General features: G+C 59.0%; 20 protein-coding genes. 8 read left to right on the forward strand and 12 right to left on the reverse strand.

The genetic code is table 11. The features are described 5' to 3' along the window. Nucleotide 1: 1 nt before the first annotated feature. Complete coding sequence (locus RVM24_RS11740; RefSeq protein WP_106694802.1) at nt 2-1,021, reverse strand: rhodanese-related sulfurtransferase; 1,020 nt, start codon at nt 1,019-1,021, stop codon at nt 2-4. Nucleotides 1,022-1,313: 292 nt separating this feature from the next. Further along, on the reverse strand, nt 1,314-2,045 hold the full coding sequence (locus RVM24_RS11745) for a DsbA family protein (RefSeq protein ID WP_374815380.1): 732 nt from the start codon (nt 2,043-2,045) through the stop codon (nt 1,314-1,316). 115 nt (nt 2,046-2,160) lie between these two features. On the opposite strand from RVM24_RS11745, the gene RVM24_RS11750 reads away from it, so the two are divergent. Continuing rightward, entirely contained in the window at nt 2,161-3,123 is a 963-nt protein-coding gene (locus RVM24_RS11750; protein ID WP_374815382.1) for an NAD(P)H-dependent flavin oxidoreductase, read from the forward strand. Here RVM24_RS11750 and RVM24_RS11755 read toward each other — a convergent pair. The 5 genes from RVM24_RS11755 to RVM24_RS11775 form a co-directional block, all read right to left on the reverse strand. Continuing rightward, on the reverse strand, nt 3,109-3,705 hold the full coding sequence (locus RVM24_RS11755) for an ACP phosphodiesterase (protein ID WP_374815384.1): 597 nt from the start codon (nt 3,703-3,705) through the stop codon (nt 3,109-3,111). The genes RVM24_RS11750 and RVM24_RS11755 overlap by 15 nt on opposite strands. A gap of 9 nt (nt 3,706-3,714) precedes the next feature. Further along, nucleotides 3,715-5,223 carry a DUF5666 domain-containing protein gene (locus tag RVM24_RS11760; protein ID WP_374815386.1) on the reverse strand — a complete coding sequence of 503 codons (1,509 nt, stop codon included), beginning with the start codon at nt 5,221-5,223 and terminating at the stop codon, nt 3,715-3,717. A gap of 38 nt (nt 5,224-5,261) precedes the next feature. Continuing rightward, nucleotides 5,262-5,657 (reverse strand): DUF6502 family protein, encoded by a 396-nt coding sequence (locus RVM24_RS11765; RefSeq protein WP_374815388.1) that lies wholly within the window; start codon nt 5,655-5,657, stop codon nt 5,262-5,264. Then, nucleotides 5,654-6,517 (reverse strand): DUF6502 family protein, encoded by an 864-nt coding sequence (locus tag RVM24_RS11770; RefSeq protein WP_152438884.1) that lies wholly within the window; start codon nt 6,515-6,517, stop codon nt 5,654-5,656. The genes RVM24_RS11765 and RVM24_RS11770 overlap by 4 nt, the downstream gene beginning before the upstream one ends. A gap of 77 nt (nt 6,518-6,594) precedes the next feature. Next, entirely contained in the window at nt 6,595-8,025 is a 1,431-nt protein-coding gene (locus RVM24_RS11775; RefSeq protein WP_374815390.1) for a DUF5666 domain-containing protein, read from the reverse strand. Between the two features lie 194 nt (nt 8,026-8,219). On the opposite strand from RVM24_RS11775, the gene RVM24_RS11780 reads away from it, so the two are divergent. After that, entirely contained in the window at nt 8,220-8,396 is a 177-nt protein-coding gene (locus RVM24_RS11780; RefSeq protein WP_286921006.1) for a DUF6435 family protein, read from the forward strand. A 37-nt stretch (nt 8,397-8,433) separates the two neighbouring features. Here RVM24_RS11780 and RVM24_RS11785 read toward each other — a convergent pair whose 3' ends face one another. The 3 genes from RVM24_RS11785 to RVM24_RS11795 all read right to left on the reverse strand — a co-directional run bounded on the left by RVM24_RS11785 (nt 8,434) and on the right by RVM24_RS11795 (nt 10,099). Continuing rightward, entirely contained in the window at nt 8,434-8,778 is a 345-nt protein-coding gene (locus RVM24_RS11785) for a chaperone modulator CbpM (protein ID WP_286921004.1), read from the reverse strand. Between the two features lie 11 nt (nt 8,779-8,789). After that, nucleotides 8,790-9,761: a DnaJ C-terminal domain-containing protein gene (locus RVM24_RS11790; RefSeq protein ID WP_374815393.1), complete on the reverse strand. Its 972-nt coding sequence runs from the start codon at nt 9,759-9,761 to the stop codon at nt 8,790-8,792. 92 nt (nt 9,762-9,853) lie between these two features. Beyond that, nucleotides 9,854-10,099: a Rho-binding antiterminator gene (locus tag RVM24_RS11795; RefSeq protein WP_374815395.1), complete on the reverse strand. Its 246-nt coding sequence runs from the start codon at nt 10,097-10,099 to the stop codon at nt 9,854-9,856. A gap of 111 nt (nt 10,100-10,210) precedes the next feature. Between RVM24_RS11795 and RVM24_RS11800 the strand changes: the two genes are divergently transcribed. From RVM24_RS11800 to pntB, 6 genes are all read left to right on the forward strand, one after another. Beyond that, on the forward strand, nt 10,211-10,891 hold the full coding sequence (locus RVM24_RS11800; protein ID WP_374815397.1) for a DUF3348 family protein: 681 nt from the start codon (nt 10,211-10,213) through the stop codon (nt 10,889-10,891). Further along, on the forward strand, nt 10,888-12,687 hold the full coding sequence (locus tag RVM24_RS11805; protein WP_374815399.1) for a DUF802 domain-containing protein: 1,800 nt from the start codon (nt 10,888-10,890) through the stop codon (nt 12,685-12,687). Before RVM24_RS11800 ends, RVM24_RS11805 begins: the two co-directional genes overlap by 4 nt. Beyond that, on the forward strand, nt 12,687-13,343 hold the full coding sequence (locus tag RVM24_RS11810) for an OmpA family protein (protein ID WP_374815401.1): 657 nt from the start codon (nt 12,687-12,689) through the stop codon (nt 13,341-13,343). The genes RVM24_RS11805 and RVM24_RS11810 overlap by 1 nt, the downstream gene beginning before the upstream one ends. Then, a complete protein-coding gene (locus RVM24_RS11815; RefSeq protein ID WP_374815403.1) occupies nt 13,340-13,945 on the forward strand; it encodes a DUF2894 domain-containing protein in 606 nt (201 codons plus the stop codon). The genes RVM24_RS11810 and RVM24_RS11815 overlap by 4 nt, the downstream gene beginning before the upstream one ends. Before the next feature lie 113 nt (nt 13,946-14,058). After that, entirely contained in the window at nt 14,059-15,636 is a 1,578-nt protein-coding gene (locus RVM24_RS11820) for a Re/Si-specific NAD(P)(+) transhydrogenase subunit alpha (protein ID WP_374815405.1), read from the forward strand. A 12-nt stretch (nt 15,637-15,648) separates the two neighbouring features. Further along, a complete protein-coding gene (pntB, locus tag RVM24_RS11825; RefSeq protein WP_374815407.1) occupies nt 15,649-17,040 on the forward strand; it encodes a Re/Si-specific NAD(P)(+) transhydrogenase subunit beta in 1,392 nt (463 codons plus the stop codon). Between the two features lie 107 nt (nt 17,041-17,147). Here the strand turns inward: pntB and fba are convergent, their stop codons facing one another. Both fba and RVM24_RS11835 read right to left on the reverse strand, forming a co-directional pair. Next, on the reverse strand, nt 17,148-18,212 hold the full coding sequence (gene fba / locus RVM24_RS11830) for a class II fructose-bisphosphate aldolase (RefSeq protein ID WP_374815409.1): 1,065 nt from the start codon (nt 18,210-18,212) through the stop codon (nt 17,148-17,150). Nucleotides 18,213-18,455: 243 nt separating this feature from the next. After that, nucleotides 18,456-19,616, reverse strand: a complete 1,161-nt coding sequence (locus tag RVM24_RS11835) for a phosphoglycerate kinase (RefSeq protein ID WP_374815411.1) — start codon at nt 19,614-19,616, stop codon at nt 18,456-18,458. Nucleotides 19,617-19,627: the final 11 nt, after the last annotated feature.

Consider the following 19,627-nt stretch of genomic DNA (forward strand, 5'->3'; position numbering starts at 1 on the left):
TTCAGTTGTTAACAACCTTACGAACTTTCTCCCCCTCCAGACTTTTGCGGGCCTGTTCTTCGCGCTCGGCCTTCTTGCGGGCCTTCCGCTCAGCAATAACGCGGGCGGCTTCACCACCCACGTGCGCTTCCCCGCGTTCCCGGGCCAGTTGCATCTGGCGCTCACGTTCCTTGAACCGGGCTTTTTGTTCTTCTGTCAGTGATTCAATGCACTGATGGCAGCTCACGCCCTGTTCGTATTCCGGGCGTTGCTTGTCTTCTTCGGTGATGGGCCGGCGGCAGGCGTGGCACTGGTCGTAATCGCCGCGTTCGAGGCTGTGGTTGACGGTTACCCGGTCGTCAAACACGAAGCACTCGCCCTGCCAAAGGCTCTGTTCCTGGGGCACCTCTTCCAGATATTTCAGGATGCCGCCTTTGAGGTGGTATACCTCATCGAATCCTTGTTCTTTCAGGTACGCCGTGGATTTTTCACAGCGGATGCCGCCGGTGCAGAACATGGCGACTTTCTTGTGTTTGCTGGGGTCCAAATTCTGTTTCACATACTCTGGAAATTCCCGGAAGGTGTCAGTGGCCGGATTGACGGCGTTTTTGAAGGTGCCAATCTCGACTTCGTACTGGTTTCGGGTGTCTACCAGCAGTACTTCGGGGTCTGAGATGAGGTCGTTCCATTCTTTGGGGTCGACGTAGGTGCCAACCACTCGCTTGGGGTCGATGCCTTCGACGCCCATGGTGACGATTTCTTTTTTGAGTTTGACCTTGGTGCGCTTGAAGGGCTGGATGTCTACGAAGGATTCTTTGTAGTCCACGCCGTCGAAGCGCTCGTCGCTGGCGATCCAGTCTTTGATGGCGTCGATGCCCTGGCGGCTGCCGGCGATGGTGCCGTTGATGCCTTCCCGTGCCAGCAGCAGGGTGCCGTGGACGTCTTTTTCCAGCATGAGGTTCAGCAGGGGTTGGCGTAGGTCTTTGTAATCATTCAATACTGCGAACTTGTAGAGTGCGCAGACGACTATTTCGTTGCTCATGGTTTCTCCTGCGGGCCGGATCGTAAATCCGGAGCATGGTTTGATGTTTGTTACGGGGGTGGCCGTTAGGGGGCAAAGTTTAACCAACTGGGGTTTCGGTGCAAGTTGGGGAAGCCCTTATCTTGGCACCCTGGAGCCCGCCGTTGGCCGGGGAAGGCCTCCCAAAAGACGCTGTGTATACATCCCTGTACGCTCCGCTCCGCCATCCATGGCTCCGCAGGCTTTTGGGAGGCCTTCCCCGGCCAACGGCTAGCTTCTCAATTTGCCGTCAAGATGAGTCGGCTACAAGTGATTAGTTATCCGCTTTATTCAATTCACGTTCAACGACCGCCGACAACTGACCCCAGCCTGGTCTTGTTAACTGGATGTTGTCTACCATCACCGTTGGGGTGCTGGTTACGCGCATTTGAACGGCCACTTGCAGGCTTTGTTCTACCGCTTCTTTGTGGAGTTCGGTGGTCAGGCAGCGGCGGAAGCGGCGTTCTTCGAGGCCGAGGCCGTTGGCGTAGCGGGTGAAGGTGGCTACCGGGTCGTTGGAGCCGCTCCATTCGCTTTGGGCGTCGTAGAGTTTGTCGTGCATCTGCCAATACTGGCCCTGGTCTCCCGCGCAGCGGGCGGCCAGGGCGGCGGGGACGGCGTTTTGGTGTTGGCGTAGGGGCAGGTCGAAGTAGACGAAGCGGACTTTGCCGGTATCAACGTACTCTTCTTTTAGGCGTTTGCTGGCTGAGGCGAAGCGGGCGCAGGCGGGGCATTGGTAGTCGGCGAATTCGCGAACAACCACCGGAGCATCCTCAGAGCCGGCGGAGATGCCGTATTGGTCGAGGAAGGCCGGGAAGTCTGATGCGTTGGGGGCGGCTACCGGTAGTGCCTCGGAGGTTGGTTTGGGCGGTTGTGTCAGGAAGTAGACGGCCACTGCAACAACGGCGATGACGGCAACAGAGATGCCGATGATGGCCGGTTTCTTGTTTCTGTGCTTACGCGGTGCGGGGGCGCCGGTTTGTTTGCGTCTTTTTGCTTCACCCATGGTGGGCTCCTTTTGTTTTGTCCTGTCACCCGTTGGAACGATTGTCCACTGCTCGTCGGGCAGGCTAAGATCCCCTATATCCTGAGAAAGTTCCAATAAAAATCAAGGACCAATCATGCCAATGCCCGTTCAGCTCAAAGATTCTCTGTCATTACCCCTGATTGCTGCACCGATGTTTCTGATTTCTTCGCCCCGGCTGGCGCTGGCCTGCTGTAAGGCGGGCGTGGTGGGAAGTTTCCCGGCGCTGAATCAGCGCAGCAGTGAGGGGTTTGAGGAATGGCTGGTTCAGATGAACACAGAGTTGGCGCAATGGAGACAGGCCCATCCGGACTCAGTTACCGCGCCCTATGCGGTTAATCTGGTGGTGCATCGCACCAATCCTCGCTGGCAGGCGGATCTGGAGCTTTGTGTGAAGCACAAAGTGCCGATGGTGATTACGTCACTGGGCGCGGCCAGTCAGGTGGTGGAGGCGGTGCACAGCTATGGTGGGCTGGTGTTCCATGATGTGACCAATCAGAAGCATGCCCGTAAGGCGGCGGAAGCCGGTGTGGATGGAATTATCGCGGTGAGTGCCGGGGCCGGTGGCCATGCCGGTACGGTGAATCCGTTTGTGCTGGTGCACGAGATTCGCGAGGTGTTTGACGGCACGATTCTGTTGGCGGGCGGGCTGTCTCATGGTGAAGACCTGCTCGCCGCGCAGGCGCTGGGGGCGGATCTGGCCTATATGGGTACGCGGTTTATCAATACCGAGGAATCCGAGGCGGAGGATGCCTATCGGAACATGATTATTGAGGCGGTCTCTGCCGACATCATTCACACCCCGGCGGTTTCCGGGGTTCCCGCCAGTTTCATGCGCCAGAGCCTGGAGGCGGCCGGTTTTGATATGGCGAAGCTGAACCAGGCCGGTGATGTGAATTACGGCGAGAAGCTCAAGCCCATGGACGACGAGGCCAAGGCCTGGAAAACCGTCTGGTCCGCCGGCCAGGGGGTGAGCCTGATTCATGACGTTCCAAGCGTTCAGGCGCTGGTGGACCGGCTTAAAGCGGAATACCAGCAGGCGCGTTCACGATTGGGCTGACAGGCTGGCGGCTTCCGCTTCGGCGAAGTTAAGCAGTTCCGGAAAGAACTGGAGAAACCGGGCTTCGAGCTGTTCATCGTTAGCCCGGATTTCTTCGATGATGCCGGCAAACTGATTGGCGAAGCGGATTCGACCGGCCACGCGATCCAGGGCATAGCCAATGTTTTCGAAGTCTTCGTAGGCGCCGAACCAGTCATGCTGAACCATCCGGCGGGTCACTTTGACCATGGTTGGCGGCATGACATCTTCGTGACTTGTCAGCTCCCGATACACGCCCCGCACAAACCGGTGATGATCAACGTCACTGAACCTCTGCCAGTGCCGCAGCAGGTAGTGATCATAAAGAATGTCCAGCGCCACACCGGCAAAGCGTCGGCGCTGGCTGGAGAACAGTTGCTTGCTGGCCCGCACTCCCGGATGCTGGTCAGTAAAGGCATCCACCGCCCGATGGTGGCGCACGCCCAGCAACACCGGCTCAGGCAACTCCGCCAGCCTCATACCTCTGCAGAAGTCACCAAGGATGCTGCCCACACGGGCCTCCGGGGAGTCCGGGGCGAGGAAGGTGTGGGCCAAGTGGTTCATTGCACTGCCTTAGTCGTCTTCGAGTTCAATTTCTTCGGCCCAGAAGGTGCCGTCATTTCGTTTTATGTACTCTACTTCCAATAACGGGCGCAGCCCCCTGTCGCGGGAGTCACTCTCCAGCTGGGAACAGTTCACATCGTCAAACTCGGTGGCACTGGTTAAGTCCATTCTAACCCCGAGTACGGTGATCGAAACGGAGCAGTTGATCTCCCCGAGCCGGCCGGTCATCTGATACTCGTTATCAGTATCATCGTCATCACGCTCGATCTTGACCGCTTCGAGGAAAACACTGCCATCGAGGCGTGACCGTTCGATGCCCTCGACTTCCAACTCATAGCGCCCGTTCAGATCATTCAATGTGAGCCGTTGATCGTCATCGTCGTCAGTAATAATGGTTTGCGGCGTCACCTGCACCAGCACGCCCCCCAACCGGAAAGTGCGGGCACTGAAGTCGATAACTCCGGGTTCAATCGCGCCTTCCACTTCTGAGTCTGCCTCCCGAAGCTCGATCTCCTCTGCCACTACCACGCCATCGGACCGGAAGGCCCCCTCAACCTGGACCAACAGGCCCGAAACAAGATCACCGCTGGTCAGGCCGTCCTCGAATACGTCGTCATTGGGCACCAACACCGTCAGGCCGTTAATCGTGAAGGTCCGATCGGTGTTGTTAAAGGCGGACGAAACCGGGCCGGTGAATTCGATATCGTCGGCATCACCACGCCGATAGCGGCGGGTATCGTCCCTTCCTATGGTGTGCGCCTGAATGGCTGGGCGGCCACTGATCTCAACAAGCTCACCCTCCACTTCCACGCTCAATCCAGCGGTTTGCAAGTCGTTCTCAACCACGCCATCCCGGAATTCCGTGTTGTCATCGTCGTACTCGATGAGGAAACCGTTGATCTCGAAACGGTTCAGCCCGAGATCCGTGGAGCTGTCGGTTATCCGGCCTTCAATTTCCACGTCCGTTTCGTCTGCAGTTATCACGCCGATATAACTGGCCCGGTAGCTGCCACTTTCAAGCTGCCAGGCACTGACACGCACGAAATCCCCGTTCGCCAGCGTTTCAAGCGAGCGGCCTTTGAGAACCGTGAGCTTGTCGGCGCTGATTTCCTGGCCATAGATCCGGAAACTTACCCTAACGATCCGCCCCTCGGCGTCCGTGGTCTTCTGAACACTCGAGACACGCCCACGGAAGGTGTCGTCATACTCAATCGCATTGGCCGTGCCTTGCCCGTTTGTCCGCCACTCGCCATCTATCCGAAGGATCATGCCCTTGTCGAGCTGTGCCTCAGAACCAATGCCATCGTTGCTGATCACGTCGCCGTCAGTCTCAAACCGCACCCCATTCACAAACACACTGCCAAACCCGGAAACCGGCCCGACGCTCGAGCCTGTGCCCCTGATACCACCCTCTGCGATATCCACACCACCTCCGCCGCCACCGCAGGCGCTGAGCACGCCGAAAGCAACAGGAGCGAACAGGAGGGACAACCGTTTGGGAGTAACTTGAGGCGTCATGGCAATCTCCAACCGGCCTTCCGGGCCGGCGAATGGTGTCAGATATCGTTAAAACGACGGCGAGGAGAGTAAGCCGCCAGGCAATCGTCAGACGCGACCGTGGACTGCTGGGCGGCCTCTGTGGCGGGCGCATAGGCGCTTCGTCTGAGCAGTACGTGCCCGCTTTCAAGGGTCTCAACAATGCCTTTTCTGAGTAATTCGTTGAGCACGACCGCCGGTGCCAGGTTCGAGTTGGCGGTACGAACCAGATCCCCGAAGGTGCCGGGGTCATTGATCATGGCGAGCAGCATTCGAGGGTGCTGTTGCTCATCCAGAAACCCGAAAGGCCCAAGCCAGCACCGAATGACTTGTCTGGCTCCGGGAGACAGCAGTGTGGTTACCAGGCCCGTTGGCTGCCACTTTGGAGGGTGGCTTTGCGAGTGGTTGGGGCTCATGGTTGGTCATCTCCGTTTTTGCCTTGCTGAATCGGCTCTTCAAAATAGAAAATACTGACACCGGTTCGCACTGCATCTTTCGCGCTATCGTTACCCTGGCTTCCGGTGACATCCCGGTCGTAGGGGCCCAGCCAACTGTCGAGGTCTTCCAACAATGCCTGTGACCGCCCTGCCGCGTGTTTGCGCCAGCGCTCGATAACGTCCGACGGTATGTTGTCGTAGGTCAGCGTGCGCTGAAACAGCGGCTGCCTGCCCTGTTCGCTGCTGACCAGGTTGTGATCAACGGTTGCTATAAGATCTGATACGTCTTCGCCAAAGATCTGGAGCATATCGTCACTGTCACCTGCAGGAACGTAAGCCCTTTTGCGGAGGTGCAGACTGCCAGTACCTTCCTCCACCACCACAACACCCACCCGCAGAAGCTCATCCAGCACTGCTCTTGGCGGCATGTCACCACTGTACTTGCGGACCAGACCGGCAAAACTGGGTTCACCCTCGAAGGCCAGAACAGCAGGCTGACCGTCGGCTGACTGAAAGGTTGCATCGTGCACCCAGCCAGAGACCACCCGGGACGCCCGGTTGGCATTAGACGTGGTCTCCCGTGCCGGATTTCCGCCTGACAGTATTTCCCGCTGGCGTTTTACTTCCTTTCGGGTCAGGCCTGTCATAACGGCCGCCCGTGAGTCTGTGGGTTTGCGCCGACCATCGGTAAAATCCTCAAGAGCCGATTCCACATAGGCCCGCTTCACCAGTTCAGAGAACTCGCCATAGGGCACACCGTTGCGCAACAACAATCTGGCCAAAGGACGCAGAATGCGAAACAGCGCTTTGTGAAGGGGAGTGATGTTGGAATCAGTCATATTTGGGATTGTATTCCCATAGCAACCGTGAAGCCAGCGCCGGGGGCCCTGAGGCACCCCAAGCGCTGCCCGGTCGGTTAATCGTCGATATCGTCGGTCAGTACATACTGACCACCGCTGGTGCGACGATATTCCACTTCAACTTCGTCACCCACGCGGGCGCCGTCGGTGCTGTACCCGTACAGCAGGATTTCCAGGTTCATAAAGGTAACCGACGTGCTGCTGAGTGCATCGATCCGCGCTTCCAGCTCGTAGTCATCATCGTCGTCATCTTCCCGTTCGATGGTGAAGGCTTCCAGGTAGCCGCCATTCTCACTGCGCTGGCGGCCCTCGATCTCCAGATAATCGCCAACACGGAAACCGTTGATGTCCTCTACGCGGCTTCGACGGTCGTCGTCATCGTCGTCATCGTCGTCATCGATTAAGGTTCCCGGCGTCAGCTGAACACGGATGCCGCTGACGATCAGCACTTCGTTGCTGAGATCGATCTGCTCCAGCCGGCCATCGAGTTCAACATCGCCATCGCGGCCTTCGATTTCTTCCGCGATCAATACGCCATTGCGGAAGTCGCCTTCGACTTTCACAAACAGGCCGTTCTGCAAACTGCTTTCGCGGATGTCGTCGAACTCGGTGCCACGGTTGTACTGAACTTGTACGCCGTTGATCCTGAAGCTTCGGCCGGAGGCATCGAAGTCGTAGATTTCACCCGAAATTTCTACGTCATCGTCGTCATCAAACAGATCGTCTTCATCCTCGATCTCCCTGGCGATCAGAATGCCGTTTTCCAGGTAGCCTTCCACTTCCACCGCCAACCCATTGCGGAGATCGTCCAGATCAAAATCGTCATCACCGGTTGCAGAGGTATAATCGACTGACAACCCGTTAATCTCAAAGGTTCTGGCGCTGGCGTCAAGGTTGGCAACAAAGCCTTCAATTTCAACTTCGTTGAAGTCGTCAAACCGCGAGCCAGCGCTGCGGGCGCCTACGTAACTTGCGCGAAAGTCGCCATTTTCCATGCGCCAGCCGCTAATGCGCACGCTGTACCCCGAGGGATTACCCGCCAGCGCTGCCGGTGTCGCGCCACGGAAGACCGTTTGACGGTCCAGCCGGACGGTCTGGTTCAGCAACTGCAACTGGCCAGTTTTATTCACATCATCCCAACTGGCACCGGTAAGCGGGCCACGCAGGGTGTCATCGTAGGAAACCCGCTCAGCGCGACCTTCACCACGGCCATTCCATGAGCCCTTGACCTTCAGGATCATGCCTTTCTCGAGTTGCTCCTCACGCTCGATGCCATCGTCACTGCTCACAGAGCCGTTGGTTTCAAAGCGGGTGCCATTCACGTAAACACTGCCAAAACCGGTAACCGCGCCCACGCTGGTGCCATCGCTGGTGCTGCTTACCACTTCCCCACCACCAGAACCGCCTCCACCGCAAGCCGCAAGGGTTCCGATAAGGGTTCCGGCAATGACCATTCTTACCGCTGTTGTTAGTGCGTTGCGTTTCATGATTGATCTCCAGGCATATCGTCGTTCAGTTCCCGGCCATCTTGGCCATTTATTTGGGATATATTTCCCAATCTGTTTTTGGGAATTTAATCCCATATTTTTTATTTGTCCAGTTTTTGTGCATTAAAATTTTATGAACCCTGCGCCTGAAGCTTCGTATACCCTTGTACACATACTTCAACCGGGCCAACGTTATGCTGGGATTTTTGAAAAGCGATCCGAAGAAAAAACTGCAGAAAGCCTATGAAGACAAGCTCGCCAAAGCGCTGCACGCTCAGAGGAATGGGGACTTACGCAGTCACGGAACGCTGATGGAAGAGGCAGAGAAGATCTATGCGGAGATTCAGACCCTGGAGCAGGGCAAGAATTGATGGTGGGGGGCAGTGCTTTTGACACTGCCCCGGGCAATCATTCGTCCATCAGTTGTCGAAGCTGTTGGTTAAGCCGAGCAATTTCTCTGCGCATATCCTGAACTTCGTCGAGCAAATCCAGAGATACCGCCAGGCCCGGCAGGTTGAGTTTAAGGTCTCTCTGCAACCGCATGGCTTTTTGCAAACGGGCCAGAGCATCCACATCAAACTGCCATTGGCGTGCTTCAGGCACGTCGTCCACCGGCGCGATGATGCCGTAGCTCACCAGCTTGATGACGAACTCGGCATGGCAGTCGCCCCGTTCACATATCTCCCTGAGGGTAAAAGTACTGCCAGCGGCGTCGGTGAGTTCTACGGTCACGATCTGATCTTTGCTAGTCATACCCACCCCGCTCACACGTGCAACTTGCTGCGTGGATTAAAGTTCTTCTCTAGCTCCGCCAGCTTTTCATAAAGCGATTCAGCCTCAGCCGAGTGCTGCTCTGGCATGGCGACCTGCAACACCACAATCTGGTCACCCGGATGCTTGCCCGGGAAGCCCTTGCCTCTGAGCCGGAGTTTTCGGCCACTGGTGGAACCCTTTGGCACTTTCACGTTCACCTTGCCACCAATGGTTGGCACGGTAATGGTCGCACCCAACGCGGCTTCCCAGGGGGCCACTGGTACGGTGATCACCACATCCGTGCCTTCCACGGTAAAGTGCGGATGTGGCGCCAGTTCCACCTCGATAAACAGATCCCCGCTATCGCCGCCGCCTATACCCGGCGCGCCCTGGCCTTTCAGGCGGATATGCTGCCCCTCACGCATACCGGCGGGTATTTTAACGTTCAGGGTCTTGCGGCGCGCGATCATCCGGCCATGGCCATCCGGTTCGTGCACCGTGAACGACACCTGTTTTTCACAGCCATTAAACGCTTCCTCAAGGAACAGCGCCAGGCGGGCATGCACATCTTCACCACGCATGGAACGGGCCTGCCGGAAACCACCGCTGTAACCTGCACCGGAAAATCCGCCAGCACGGCCACCGCCAAAGATCTCTTCAAAAAAGTCACTGAACTGCCGGGCATCGGCCTCGGTATAGCCGCCACCACCAAAGCCGGATGAGCTCTGCCAACCTGGAGGCGGCTGGAACGAGCCGTCGGCACGGGCGCCGTACTTGCGCAGTTGATCGTACTCGGCGCGTTTTTCGGGGTCTTTCAGAACTTCGTAGGCTTCCCCGACTTCCTTGAATTTGTCGCTGGCGTCCTCTTCCTTGCTGACATCCGGGTGATACTTTCGCGCCAGCTTGCGATAGGCCTTTTTGATGTCCTCGGGTGAGGCAGACTCACTCACCCCCAGGGCGGCGTAATAGTCTTTGAAGTCCATGGAACTCCTCACGTCTGATCAAAGTTCGTACTCTGGTATCTAATAGTTGACGCTGGCGCTGAAAATACAAGAGGGCAGTCTCGATTGCCTGGCTAACCAAATTCCACCCGGTCGAAGTGCTTGTTTTCCTGTAGGGCTGTCATAGACGCAACACCTTCCAGTACGATCCAGCGTTCGTGATCGTCAATCTGCATTAACAGGCACTCCTCCCTCTGGTCGTTGTAGCCGGTATCCCGTGGCACCCCCACCACCTCGCGACCGTCACCCCAGGCCAACGACACCGGTATCCTGTACAAGCAGGCGATTTCAAGGTAGTCCGACTGATGACAAGTGATCATATCTACACTCAGTTTCTATCCCGTCAGTCATTATGTTTCGTGTTCCATACTGAGTAGAATAGCCCTTTTTCAGAACTGCAAGATTTGATCACGGAGTGAGACACCGAACGGATGCCATACCAGCCTCAGGCACAAACAGGCCACCCATCCAAACTGCTCGCACAGCTGGGCGCACCTGCTGCCTCTGACGCCCTGCCCTGTTTTGCAGAGCGCCTGAGCCGGCTGTTTGGCCTGGGCGACACCATGACCCTGGACGCCGCCACGGCCTACCGCGCCCGGCAGCCCGGCCAGGCGCAAGGTGCTGTGGTCGATAAGCTGACCGCCGAGCTGGCCACCACCCGCCGGGCACTGGTCCGCCGCGTTCACACCTGGGCCGATGAACTGGAACTTGAAGGCGAGCCGGAATGTGAGCCGGTGTTAAATGCCTGGCTGGCATTACAGCGCAAGATCGCGGCCAATAGCCGCCAGTTCAGGGATAAAGTACGCAAATCCATGAAAGATCAGGGCCAGACCCTGGCTCGCCTGGCTGAGCTGGACGCGGTGTTCGATCACACCATGGCCGGCTACACCGGCCAGTGTTTTTCCACCGTATCCCAGGTGCTGGAGCAACGATTCCGGGCCTTACAGACGTCCGATGAACAACCCCAAACATCAGGCCAGGCACCCCACGACTGGTTCCACCGTTACTGCGAGGAAGCGCAGGCCTTGTTACTCGCTGAACTGGACGTTCGGCTGGAACCGGTGCTGGGTTTGCTTGAAGCCTGCCACAATGAGGTTAATAACACCCCATGAGTAAACTGTTCTTTACCCTGGCGTTCGCCATCGGCCTTGCTGTCGTGAGCTGGATTGGCGCAGGCTTTATTGGTTCTGACCTGCTGGCCCTGGCGTTCACCGGTCTGATTGGCGCGGTGTATTGCCTGGGTTTTGGCGAGCTGGTGAACTTTCGCCGGCAAACCCGGCAGTTGGCCGGGCAAGTCGGCCAACTGCCGGAAAGCCAGGACCAGGTTTCCCGTTGGTTGAACACCTTGCCCCAGCCGCTTCAATACCCGGCTCAACGTCGCATCGAAGGCCACGCCGCTGCCCTTCCCGGGCCGCAGATCACCCCCTACCTGACTGGCCTGCTGGTGATGTTGGGCCTGCTGGGCACCTTTGCCGGCATGATCGTGACCCTGGGCGGGGCCGCCTCGGCCCTGGATAACAGCACCGAACTCAGCGCCATCCGCAGTGCGCTGGCCGCCCCCATCGCCGGGTTGAGCCTGGCCTTTGGCACCTCCATTGCCGGTGTGGCCGCCTCCGCCATGCTGGGGCTGGCCTCTACGCTGAGCCGCCGGGACCGGGCACAGGCATCCCGCACGCTGGATACTGCCCTACGGGAGAAACTGCACCACCTGTCTGCCGATCATCAACGCCAGCAGGCGTTCCAGGCTCTGGAAACCCAGGCACAAGCCTTACCGCAGATGGCCTCGGCTATGGAACGTATGACCACGCGCATGGAACAGCTGGGTCAGCAACTGGAACAGTCCCTGACCCGCAACCAGCAGGAATTCCACAGTACCGTTGGCAGCCACTACCAGACCCTGGCCGATTCCGTCGCCAACTCCCTGAGATCCGCGCTGGATGACAGCGCAAAGCAGGCAGTAGAGCGGGTTGAGCCTATTGTCATCAGTGCCATGGAGCAACTTCAGAGCAATGCCCGGTCCCTGCAAAAGAACTGGGCGGATGATGCCCGCCAGCAACTGGCTGAAATGACCGCCGGTTTTCAAAAAACCACCAGTGAGGCTGGCGATCGCTGGCAGCAAAATCTGGCGGAATACCAGCAACATTTCAGTCGTAACACCGCAGAGCTGGTGACAAACCAGAAAGCCGGGCTTGAGCAACTGGTCACCACCATTGGCCAACAGCTCTCCGCACTCAGGGAGCAGGAGTCCGGTCGCGCTGATGCCTCTGCGGCACGCATGGAGAGCCTTGAAGCGACTGTGACCAAACACCTGTCAGAGCTGGGCACCGCGCTGGAGGCCCCCATGACCCGCCTGATTGAAACCGCCTCCGAAACCCCGAAGGCAGCCGCCGAAGTGATCCGCCAGCTCCAGTCGGAAATCGCCCGCAACAGCGAGCGGGAAAACGAGCTACTTGAAGAACGTCAGCGGCTGGTCCAACAACTGGACAGCCTGCTGGAAAACCAGCGCAGCACCGCCGACAGCCAACGGGACGCGGTGGCGTCGCTGATCAGTGGCGCCGGCGAGACCCTGACCGGCATCAGCGAGCGCTTTAACACTCTGATTCAGGAACAAAGCCAGCAGTTGGGCAAACTGGGCGACGACATTACCGGCAGCAGCCAGGAAGTGGGCGCCCTGAGCGATGCGTTCGCGCAGGCCATTGAGCTGTTCAGCCAGTCCAACCAGCAGGTTGTCGCCAGCCTGGCGGATATCCAGAAAGCGCTGGATAACGCCGGCACCCGCCACGATGAGCAACTGGCCTACTACGTGGCCCAGGCACGGGAAGTGATCGACCTGAGCGTCAGCGCCCAGAAAGATGTGATTGATGCCGCCGCAGCACTGCGCCGGGCCGAACCCAGCGAGGCGGGCTGATGGAACAGCTGGAAGGCGGCGAACAGCAATCGGCACCGGTCTGGGCCATTTTCTCAGACCTGATGGCGGCGCTGGTGGGCATTCTGGCGCTGATCCTGGTGTGGGTAATCGGCATTCAACTGGAACTCAGCCAGTCGTTGGCCCAGGAAATCGAGAAGCGGGAAGCGGAAGAGCAGCGTCGAATTGCCCTAGAGCAGGCCCTGGAAGACCCGCTCACCAAGGGCCTGGTCACCTTTCGGGATGGCCGCATCGGCATCAGCGGCAACGTGCTGTTTGAGCTGAACTCGGACCAGTTGCAGGCCGAAGGCGAGGAGATTCTGGAATCACTGATTCGCCCTCTGCAAACCTACCTGGAGCAGCACGACGAACTGCTGATGGTGAGCGGTTTTACCGACGACCTGCCCATGCACCCCGGCAACCGTTACCAGGATAACTGGGGCCTGTCAGCCCAGCGGGCGCTCACCGTCACCCGCTCGTTAACAGAACTGGGCCTGCCCAACGACCGCGTCTTCGCCGCCGCCTTCGGGCCGCACCACCCGGCCGTACCCAACACGGATGCCGAATCAAGAGCCCAGAACCGGCGGGTGGAAATCAGTACCGTACCCCGGGCACCTTCGGCGGCCACGGACCCCGAAACCGGGGCAGGCAACGGATGATGAACCAAGCCACCAGCCCTTCATTACTTGATCACCTGAGGCAGCAAGGCGCAGACCGCTTTGACCCTGTCCGCTTTCGTTATCTGGAGTCCTTCGAACAGCGCCTGCGCGCGAACGGACTCCAGCAGGGCGGACACTGGCGGAAGCTCGAGCAGGCCATCTCCGATTATCAGGCCAGGTTAGAGGGTGCCGAACAGCCCAGGCAGGCACCCGCTGCCCCAGCGCCATCCCTCGTTTCATCCCTGCTGGACAGACTGAACCAAACCACAGAAACACCGGCTGAAGCCCCGAGATCAACGCTGGAACAAAGGGTGTTCGGAGAGACTTCAGAGCTGGAGCAAATGCGCACGGCGTCAAGCTCCAACAGTCCACAACCGCTCAAGGCGATGATCAGAGCAAGAGCGGATCAGGGCACTCAAGCCCTTCAGGAGCGCATCCGCCACGCAATTGAGAGCACCCCGAAAGAGGCGGGGCCGATGAACGCACACCGGCTGGTTAGCCGGGCGCTTGCGGAAATGCAGAAGTTGTCGCCGGAGTATCTGGAGCGGTTTGCACACTATACGGACACACTGATCGCTTTAGAGCGGCTGGGCCGGAAATGAAATCACCTCGAGTCCTTGTTTGGGAGTAGCTAAGCGAGCGAATCTGACAACCTGCACTAGTATGTAGGTATCCAGACATCTGATTGATCGGGAAATCCGGAGGCAAACCAATAATGAAAATCGGTATCCCAAAGGAAATCTTTGAGGACGAGCGGCGGGTGGCCGCTACGCCACCCTCGGTTCACAAACTGATCGGCCTGGGTTACGACGTAATCGTTGAAGGTGGCGCCGGGGAGGCAGCGAACTACTCCGATGCCGCCTACGAGAAAGTGGGCGCTGCCATCGCCGCTGACACCACCATGTTGTGGAAGGAGTCCGATTTTATCCTGAAAGTCCGGGCGCCCATGGAGAACCCGTCGCTGGGCAAGCACGAAGCAGACTTGATGAAGGAAGGGGCGTTTCTGGTCAGCTACATCTGGCCGGCGCAAAACCCGGAGCTGCTGGAAAAGCTGGCCGCCAGAAAGATCACGTCTTTCGCCATCGACAGCCTGCCCCGTATCAGCCGCGCCCAGAAGATGGACGCCCTCAGCGCCATGGCCAACATTGCCGGCTACCGGGCGGTGATTGAGGCGGCGAATCACTTCGGACGTTTCTTTACCGGGCAGGTAACGGCTGCCGGCAAGGTGCCACCGGCTAAGATTATGGTGATCGGTGCGGGGGTGGCGGGCCTCGCAGCGATCGGCGCCGCTAACAGTATGGGCGCGATCGTTCGGGCATTCGATACCCGACTGGAGGTGAAGGAACAGGTCGAGAGTATGGGGGCCGAGTTCCTGGTGCTGGATTTTGAAAACGAGGATGGCAGCGGCAGCGGCGGCTACGCCAAGCAGATGAGCGACGAGTTCATCCAGGCCGAGATGGCGCGGTTTGCGGAGCAGGCGGAAGAGGTGGATATCATCATCACCACTGCCCTGATTCCCGGTAAGCCGGCACCGAAACTGATCACCGCCGACATGGTGAAATCCATGAAGCCCGGCAGCGTGATCGTGGATCTGGCCTCCGAGCGCGGCGGCAACTGCGAGCTCACCGAGCCCGGCAAGGTAGCCCATCACCATGGCGTCACCCTGATCGGCTACACCGATCTGCCAAGCCGGATGGCCAAGGTGGCCAGTGACCTGTATGCCACCAACCTGGTGCATCTGCTCACCGAGCTGACACCGGAAAAGGACGGCCAGCCAGTGGTGAACATGGAAGACGAAGTCATCCGTGGCCTTACGGTAGTGCACGAGGACGACATCACCTGGCCCCCGCCAAAACCGGAATCGCCGGTCAGCCCCAAACCGGCACCGGGCACCGAGGAGCCCTCAGCCGAAGCAAAAGCCGCCGCCAAGAAAAAGGCCGACCGCCGCAGCCAGATCGGCAAGGGCGTGTTGTTTGTGGTCACGGCACTGGCGCTCTACGGAGTCGGCGCCCACGCGCCAGAGAGCTTCCTGCAACACTTCACCGTATTCGTGCTGGCCTGCTTCATTGGCTGGCAGGTGATCTGGAACGTTACGCCTTCCCTGCATACACCCTTGATGAGCGTCACCAATGCCATCAGCGGCATCATCGTGATCGGCGCCATTCTGCATCTGGCCCAGGCGGAGAATATTGCCGTTGGCATCATGGCGTTTGTCGCGGTGCTGATTGCCAGTATCAACGTGGGCGGTGGCTTCCGGGTCACCCATCGCATGCTCAAAATGTTCCGCAAGTAGGAGACGCCCGATATGAGTACCGGACTGGTGAGCGTGGCCTACGTGGTCGCAAGTATCTGTTTCATTCTCAGCCTGGGCGGTCTCAGCCACCAGGAATCGGCACGGCGCGGTAATCTCTATGGCGTCGCCGGCATTATCATTGCGGTGGGGGCCACCCTGGCCAGCGTGGACGGAGGCATCACCGCCATTGTCATTGCGGTGCTGCTTGGTGTTGGCATTGGTATTCCCATCGCCAACAAGGTGGAAATGACCCAGATGCCGCAGCTGGTGGCCCTGCTCCACAGTTTTGTGGGTCTGGCCGCGGTGCTGGTGGGCTTTTCCGGCTACATCGAGCCGTTGATTGCCACCTCAGGTACCGAGCACACCATCAAGCTGGTGGAGATATATGTGGGCATTTTCATCGGTGCCATCACCTTCACTGGCTCACTGGTGGCCTGCGGCAAGCTGGACGGCCGAATCGACAGTAAGGCGCTGACCCTGCCCGGCCGGCATCTGATGAACCTTGCAGCGATCACAGTCTGCGTGTTCCTCGGGGCCTGGTTCCTGGGCACCGAGAGCATGGCCCTGGGCATCGTTGCCCTGATTCTGATGACCGCCATTGCCTCGGTTCTGGGCATCCACCTGATCATGGCCATCGGCGGTGCGGACATGCCGGTGGTGGTGTCCATGCTCAACAGTTATTCCGGGTGGGCCGCCGCTTCCATCGGGTTCATGCTGGGCAATGATCTGCTGATTGTCGTGGGTGCTCTGGTCGGCAGCAGCGGTGCCATTCTCAGCTACATCATGTGCAAGGCCATGAACCGGTCTTTCATCAGCGTGATCCTTGGCGGATTCGGCCAGACCAGCAGCAGTTCGGCAGCGGAGAATGGCGACCAGACGGTGCATGAATCCAGCGTGGATGATGTCTGTGAGGAGCTGCGCAACGCCCAGTCGGTGATCATCGTGCCCGGTTATGGCATGGCGGTGGCCCAGGCCCAGAATGGCGTCAGCGAAATGACCAAGATCCTTCGGGACCGGGGCGTGAACGTGCGCTTCGGCATCCACCCGGTTGCGGGCCGCCTGCCCGGACATATGAACGTGCTACTGGCGGAAGCCCACGTACCCTATGACATCGTGTTGGAGATGGACGAGATCAACGACGACTTCCCGGATACCGACGTGGTGCTGGTGATCGGCGCCAACGACACGGTGAACCCGGCAGCCGCCGAAGACCCGGGCAGCCCGATCGCCGGCATGCCGGTGCTGGAGGTCTGGAAAGCCCACCAGGTGGTTATTCTCAAGCGGGGCATGGCCACCGGTTATTCCGGGGTGGAGAACCCGCTGTTCTTCAAGGACAACGCCCGTATGTTGTTTGGCGATGCCAAGGAAAGCATCGACAAGCTGGTCAGTGGTCTGCGGGGCTGAAGGAAGGCTTGCGGGGCTGAATTGGCACAACCTGAACCGTCATCAGCCGGTGGTATTCACCAACCCCAGAAAAAAGCCCCCGACTCGCGGGGGCTTTCTTTTGCAGCTTACTTAACCTTGGGGTCCAGCTCGCCAGCCTCATAACGCTCGAACATCTGCTCGAGGTTCAGCGGCTTGATCTTGCTGGCCTGGCCGGCGCAGCCGAAGGCTTCGTAGCGGGCGATGCAGATATCGGTCATCGCGACCATGGTGGCCTTGAGGAATTTGCGCGGGTCGAACTCGGCCGGGTTCTGGGCCATGAAACGACGAACGGCACCGGTGCTGGCGAGGCGCAGGTCGGTGTCGATGTTGACCTTGCGTACGCCGTGCTTGATGCCTTCCACGATTTCTTCCACCGGCACACCGTAGGTTTCCGGAATCTCACCACCGAATTCGTTGATAACCTTCAGCCACTCCTGGGGTACGGAGCTTGAGCCGTGCATGACCAGGTGGGTATCTGGAATGCGCTTGTGGATGGCTTTGATTTGCTCGATGGCCAGGATGTCGCCAGTCGGCGGACGGGTGAACTTGTAGGCGCCGTGGCTGGTGCCGATGGCGATGGCCAGGGCATCTACGTGAGTCTTCTTGACGAAGTCGGCGGCTTCTTCCGGGTCAGTCAGCATCTGGTCGTGGTCCAGGGTGCCTTCGGCGCCGATGCCGTCTTCTTCACCGGCCTGGCCGGTTTCGAGGGAGCCCAGGCAACCCAGCTCACCCTCTACGGACACGCCACAGGCGTGGGCCATTTCGACGGTGCGGCGGGTGACGTCGACGTTGTATTCGTAGCTGGTCGGGGTTTTGCCGTCTTCACCCAGGGAGCCGTCCATCATGACGGAGCTGAAGCCGAGCTGGATGGAGCGCTGGCATACGGCGGGGCTGGTGCCGTGGTCCTGGTGCATAACCACCGGGATGTGCGGCCATTCTTCGATGGCGGCCAGGATCAGGTGGCGCAGGAAGGGGGCACCGGCGTATTTGCGGGCACCGGCGGAGGCCTGAACAATCACCGGGGAGTCGGTTTTGTCGGCGGCTTCCATGATGGCGCGCATTTGTTCGAGGTTGTTTACGTTAAAGGCTGGCACACCGTAACCATGCTCGGCGGCGTGGTCCAGAAGTTGCCGCAGCGATATCAGGGCCATGGGTTGTCTCCTTCGTTGACTTTTGATGTTTGGATTCTTGGTTTTCCCGCCGACTCCGGCATGAAACGCTGCCTTGGCAGTCTGCGGCGGAGGGTGGGGTAGGTCGTTCGCGGAACCGCTACGAGCACATCCGTGTGCGCTTCTCTCAGGCCATCCTTGGCCTTCGAAATTCCGCGAAAGACCTACCCCACCCTCCTTGCGATTCTGGCCCTGTGTGGGCTTCTCCCAGAATCGCTTTGTTGATTACGCTCCGCGCTCTTCCAGTACAGCCACTGCCGGCAGGGTTTTGCCTTCCACGAATTCCAGGAACGCACCGCCGCCGGTGGAGATGTAGGAGATCTTGTCAGCTATGCCGTATTTGTCAACGGCGGCCACGGTGTCGCCGCCGCCGGCGAGGGAGAAGGCGTCGCTTTCGGCGATGGCTTCAGCCAATGCTTTGGTGCCGTTGCCGAACTGGTCGAATTCGAACACGCCAACCGGGCCGTTCCACAGGATGGTTTTGGCGTTCTTGAGCAGGTTGGCGAACTGGCCGGCGGTTTCCGGGCCTACGTCGAGGATCATGTCGTCGGCGCTGACGTCGGAGATGTTTTTGACCGTGGCGGTCGCGGTTTCGGCGAATTCGGTGCCGACGACCACGTCAACCGGCAGCGGGATCTCTACGCGGCTGGCGATTTCCTTGGCGGTGTCGATCAGGTCGTGCTCGCACAGGGATTTGCCGACCGGGTGGCCAGCGGCGGCCAGGAAAGTATTGGCGATGCCGCCACCGACGATGATCTGGTCACACACTTTTTCCAGGGCGTTGAGTACGTCCAGTTTGGTGGAGACCTTGGAGCCGCCAACGATGGCGACGACCGGCTTGGCCGGGTTGTCGAGGGCTTTGCCGAGGGCGTCGAGTTCTGCCGCCAGCAGGGGGCCGGCGCAGGCTTCTGGGGCAAACTTCGCTACGCCGTGGGTGGAGGCCTGAGCGCGGTGGGCGGTGCCGAAGGCGTCCATTACGTAGACGTCGCACAGGGCGGCGTATTGTTTGGCCAGGTCTTCGTTGTCTTTCTTTTCGCCCTTGTTGAAGCGAACGTTTTCGAACAGCACCACTTCGCCATCGGCGACTTCAACTCCGCTGAGGTAATCCTTGATCAGGCGCACTTCCTGGCCCAGCAGGGTGCTCAGGTGCTCGGCGACTGGCTTCATGGAGGAGGCTTCGTCGTAGACGCCTTCTTCCGGGCGGCCCAGGTGGGACATCAGCATGACTTTGGCGCCGGCGTCTTTAGCGGCTTTGATGGTCGGCAGCGAGGCACGGATGCGGGCGTCGCTGGAGACTTTGCCGTTTTTGACCGGTACGTTCAGGTCTTCACGAATCAGAACCCGCTTGCCGGCGAGGTTCAGGTCAGTCATTTTTTTGATGGCCATAGTTACAGTTC

The sequence above is a fragment of the Marinobacter sp. KM021 genome (assembly GCF_050707965.1).
Lineage (GTDB): Bacteria > Pseudomonadota > Gammaproteobacteria > Pseudomonadales > Oleiphilaceae > Marinobacter > Marinobacter shengliensis.

Bases quoted from the DNA above. Each gene is read 5' to 3' on its own strand.
- fba (WP_374815409.1), bottom strand. From the start codon at position 18,212: ATGGCCCTGATATCGCTGCGGCAACTTCTGGACCACGCCGCCGAGCAT.
- pntB (WP_374815407.1), top strand. From the start codon at position 15,649: ATGAGTACCGGACTGGTGAGCGTGGCCTACGTGGTCGCAAGTATCTGT.
- RVM24_RS11805 (WP_374815399.1), top strand. From the start codon at position 10,888: ATGAGTAAACTGTTCTTTACCCTGGCGTTCGCCATCGGCCTTGCTGTC.
- RVM24_RS11755 (WP_374815384.1), bottom strand. From the start codon at position 3,705: ATGAACCACTTGGCCCACACCTTCCTCGCCCCGGACTCCCCGGAGGCC.
- RVM24_RS11810 (WP_374815401.1), top strand. From the start codon at position 12,687: ATGGAACAGCTGGAAGGCGGCGAACAGCAATCGGCACCGGTCTGGGCC.
- RVM24_RS11770 (WP_152438884.1), bottom strand. From the start codon at position 6,517: ATGACTGATTCCAACATCACTCCCCTTCACAAAGCGCTGTTTCGCATT.
- RVM24_RS11775 (WP_374815390.1), bottom strand. From the start codon at position 8,025: ATGAAACGCAACGCACTAACAACAGCGGTAAGAATGGTCATTGCCGGA.
- RVM24_RS11815 (WP_374815403.1), top strand. From the start codon at position 13,340: ATGATGAACCAAGCCACCAGCCCTTCATTACTTGATCACCTGAGGCAG.
- RVM24_RS11835 (WP_374815411.1), bottom strand. From the start codon at position 19,616: ATGGCCATCAAAAAAATGACTGACCTGAACCTCGCCGGCAAGCGGGTT.
- RVM24_RS11740 (WP_106694802.1), bottom strand. From the start codon at position 1,021: ATGAGCAACGAAATAGTCGTCTGCGCACTCTACAAGTTCGCAGTATTG.
- RVM24_RS11745 (WP_374815380.1), bottom strand. From the start codon at position 2,045: ATGGGTGAAGCAAAAAGACGCAAACAAACCGGCGCCCCCGCACCGCGT.
- RVM24_RS11785 (WP_286921004.1), bottom strand. From the start codon at position 8,778: ATGACTAGCAAAGATCAGATCGTGACCGTAGAACTCACCGACGCCGCT.
- RVM24_RS11780 (WP_286921006.1), top strand. From the start codon at position 8,220: ATGCTGGGATTTTTGAAAAGCGATCCGAAGAAAAAACTGCAGAAAGCC.
- RVM24_RS11750 (WP_374815382.1), top strand. From the start codon at position 2,161: ATGCCAATGCCCGTTCAGCTCAAAGATTCTCTGTCATTACCCCTGATT.
- RVM24_RS11760 (WP_374815386.1), bottom strand. From the start codon at position 5,223: ATGACGCCTCAAGTTACTCCCAAACGGTTGTCCCTCCTGTTCGCTCCT.
- RVM24_RS11800 (WP_374815397.1), top strand. From the start codon at position 10,211: ATGCCATACCAGCCTCAGGCACAAACAGGCCACCCATCCAAACTGCTC.
- RVM24_RS11795 (WP_374815395.1), bottom strand. From the start codon at position 10,099: ATGATCACTTGTCATCAGTCGGACTACCTTGAAATCGCCTGCTTGTAC.
- RVM24_RS11820 (WP_374815405.1), top strand. From the start codon at position 14,059: ATGAAAATCGGTATCCCAAAGGAAATCTTTGAGGACGAGCGGCGGGTG.
- RVM24_RS11790 (WP_374815393.1), bottom strand. From the start codon at position 9,761: ATGGACTTCAAAGACTATTACGCCGCCCTGGGGGTGAGTGAGTCTGCC.
- RVM24_RS11765 (WP_374815388.1), bottom strand. From the start codon at position 5,657: ATGAGCCCCAACCACTCGCAAAGCCACCCTCCAAAGTGGCAGCCAACG.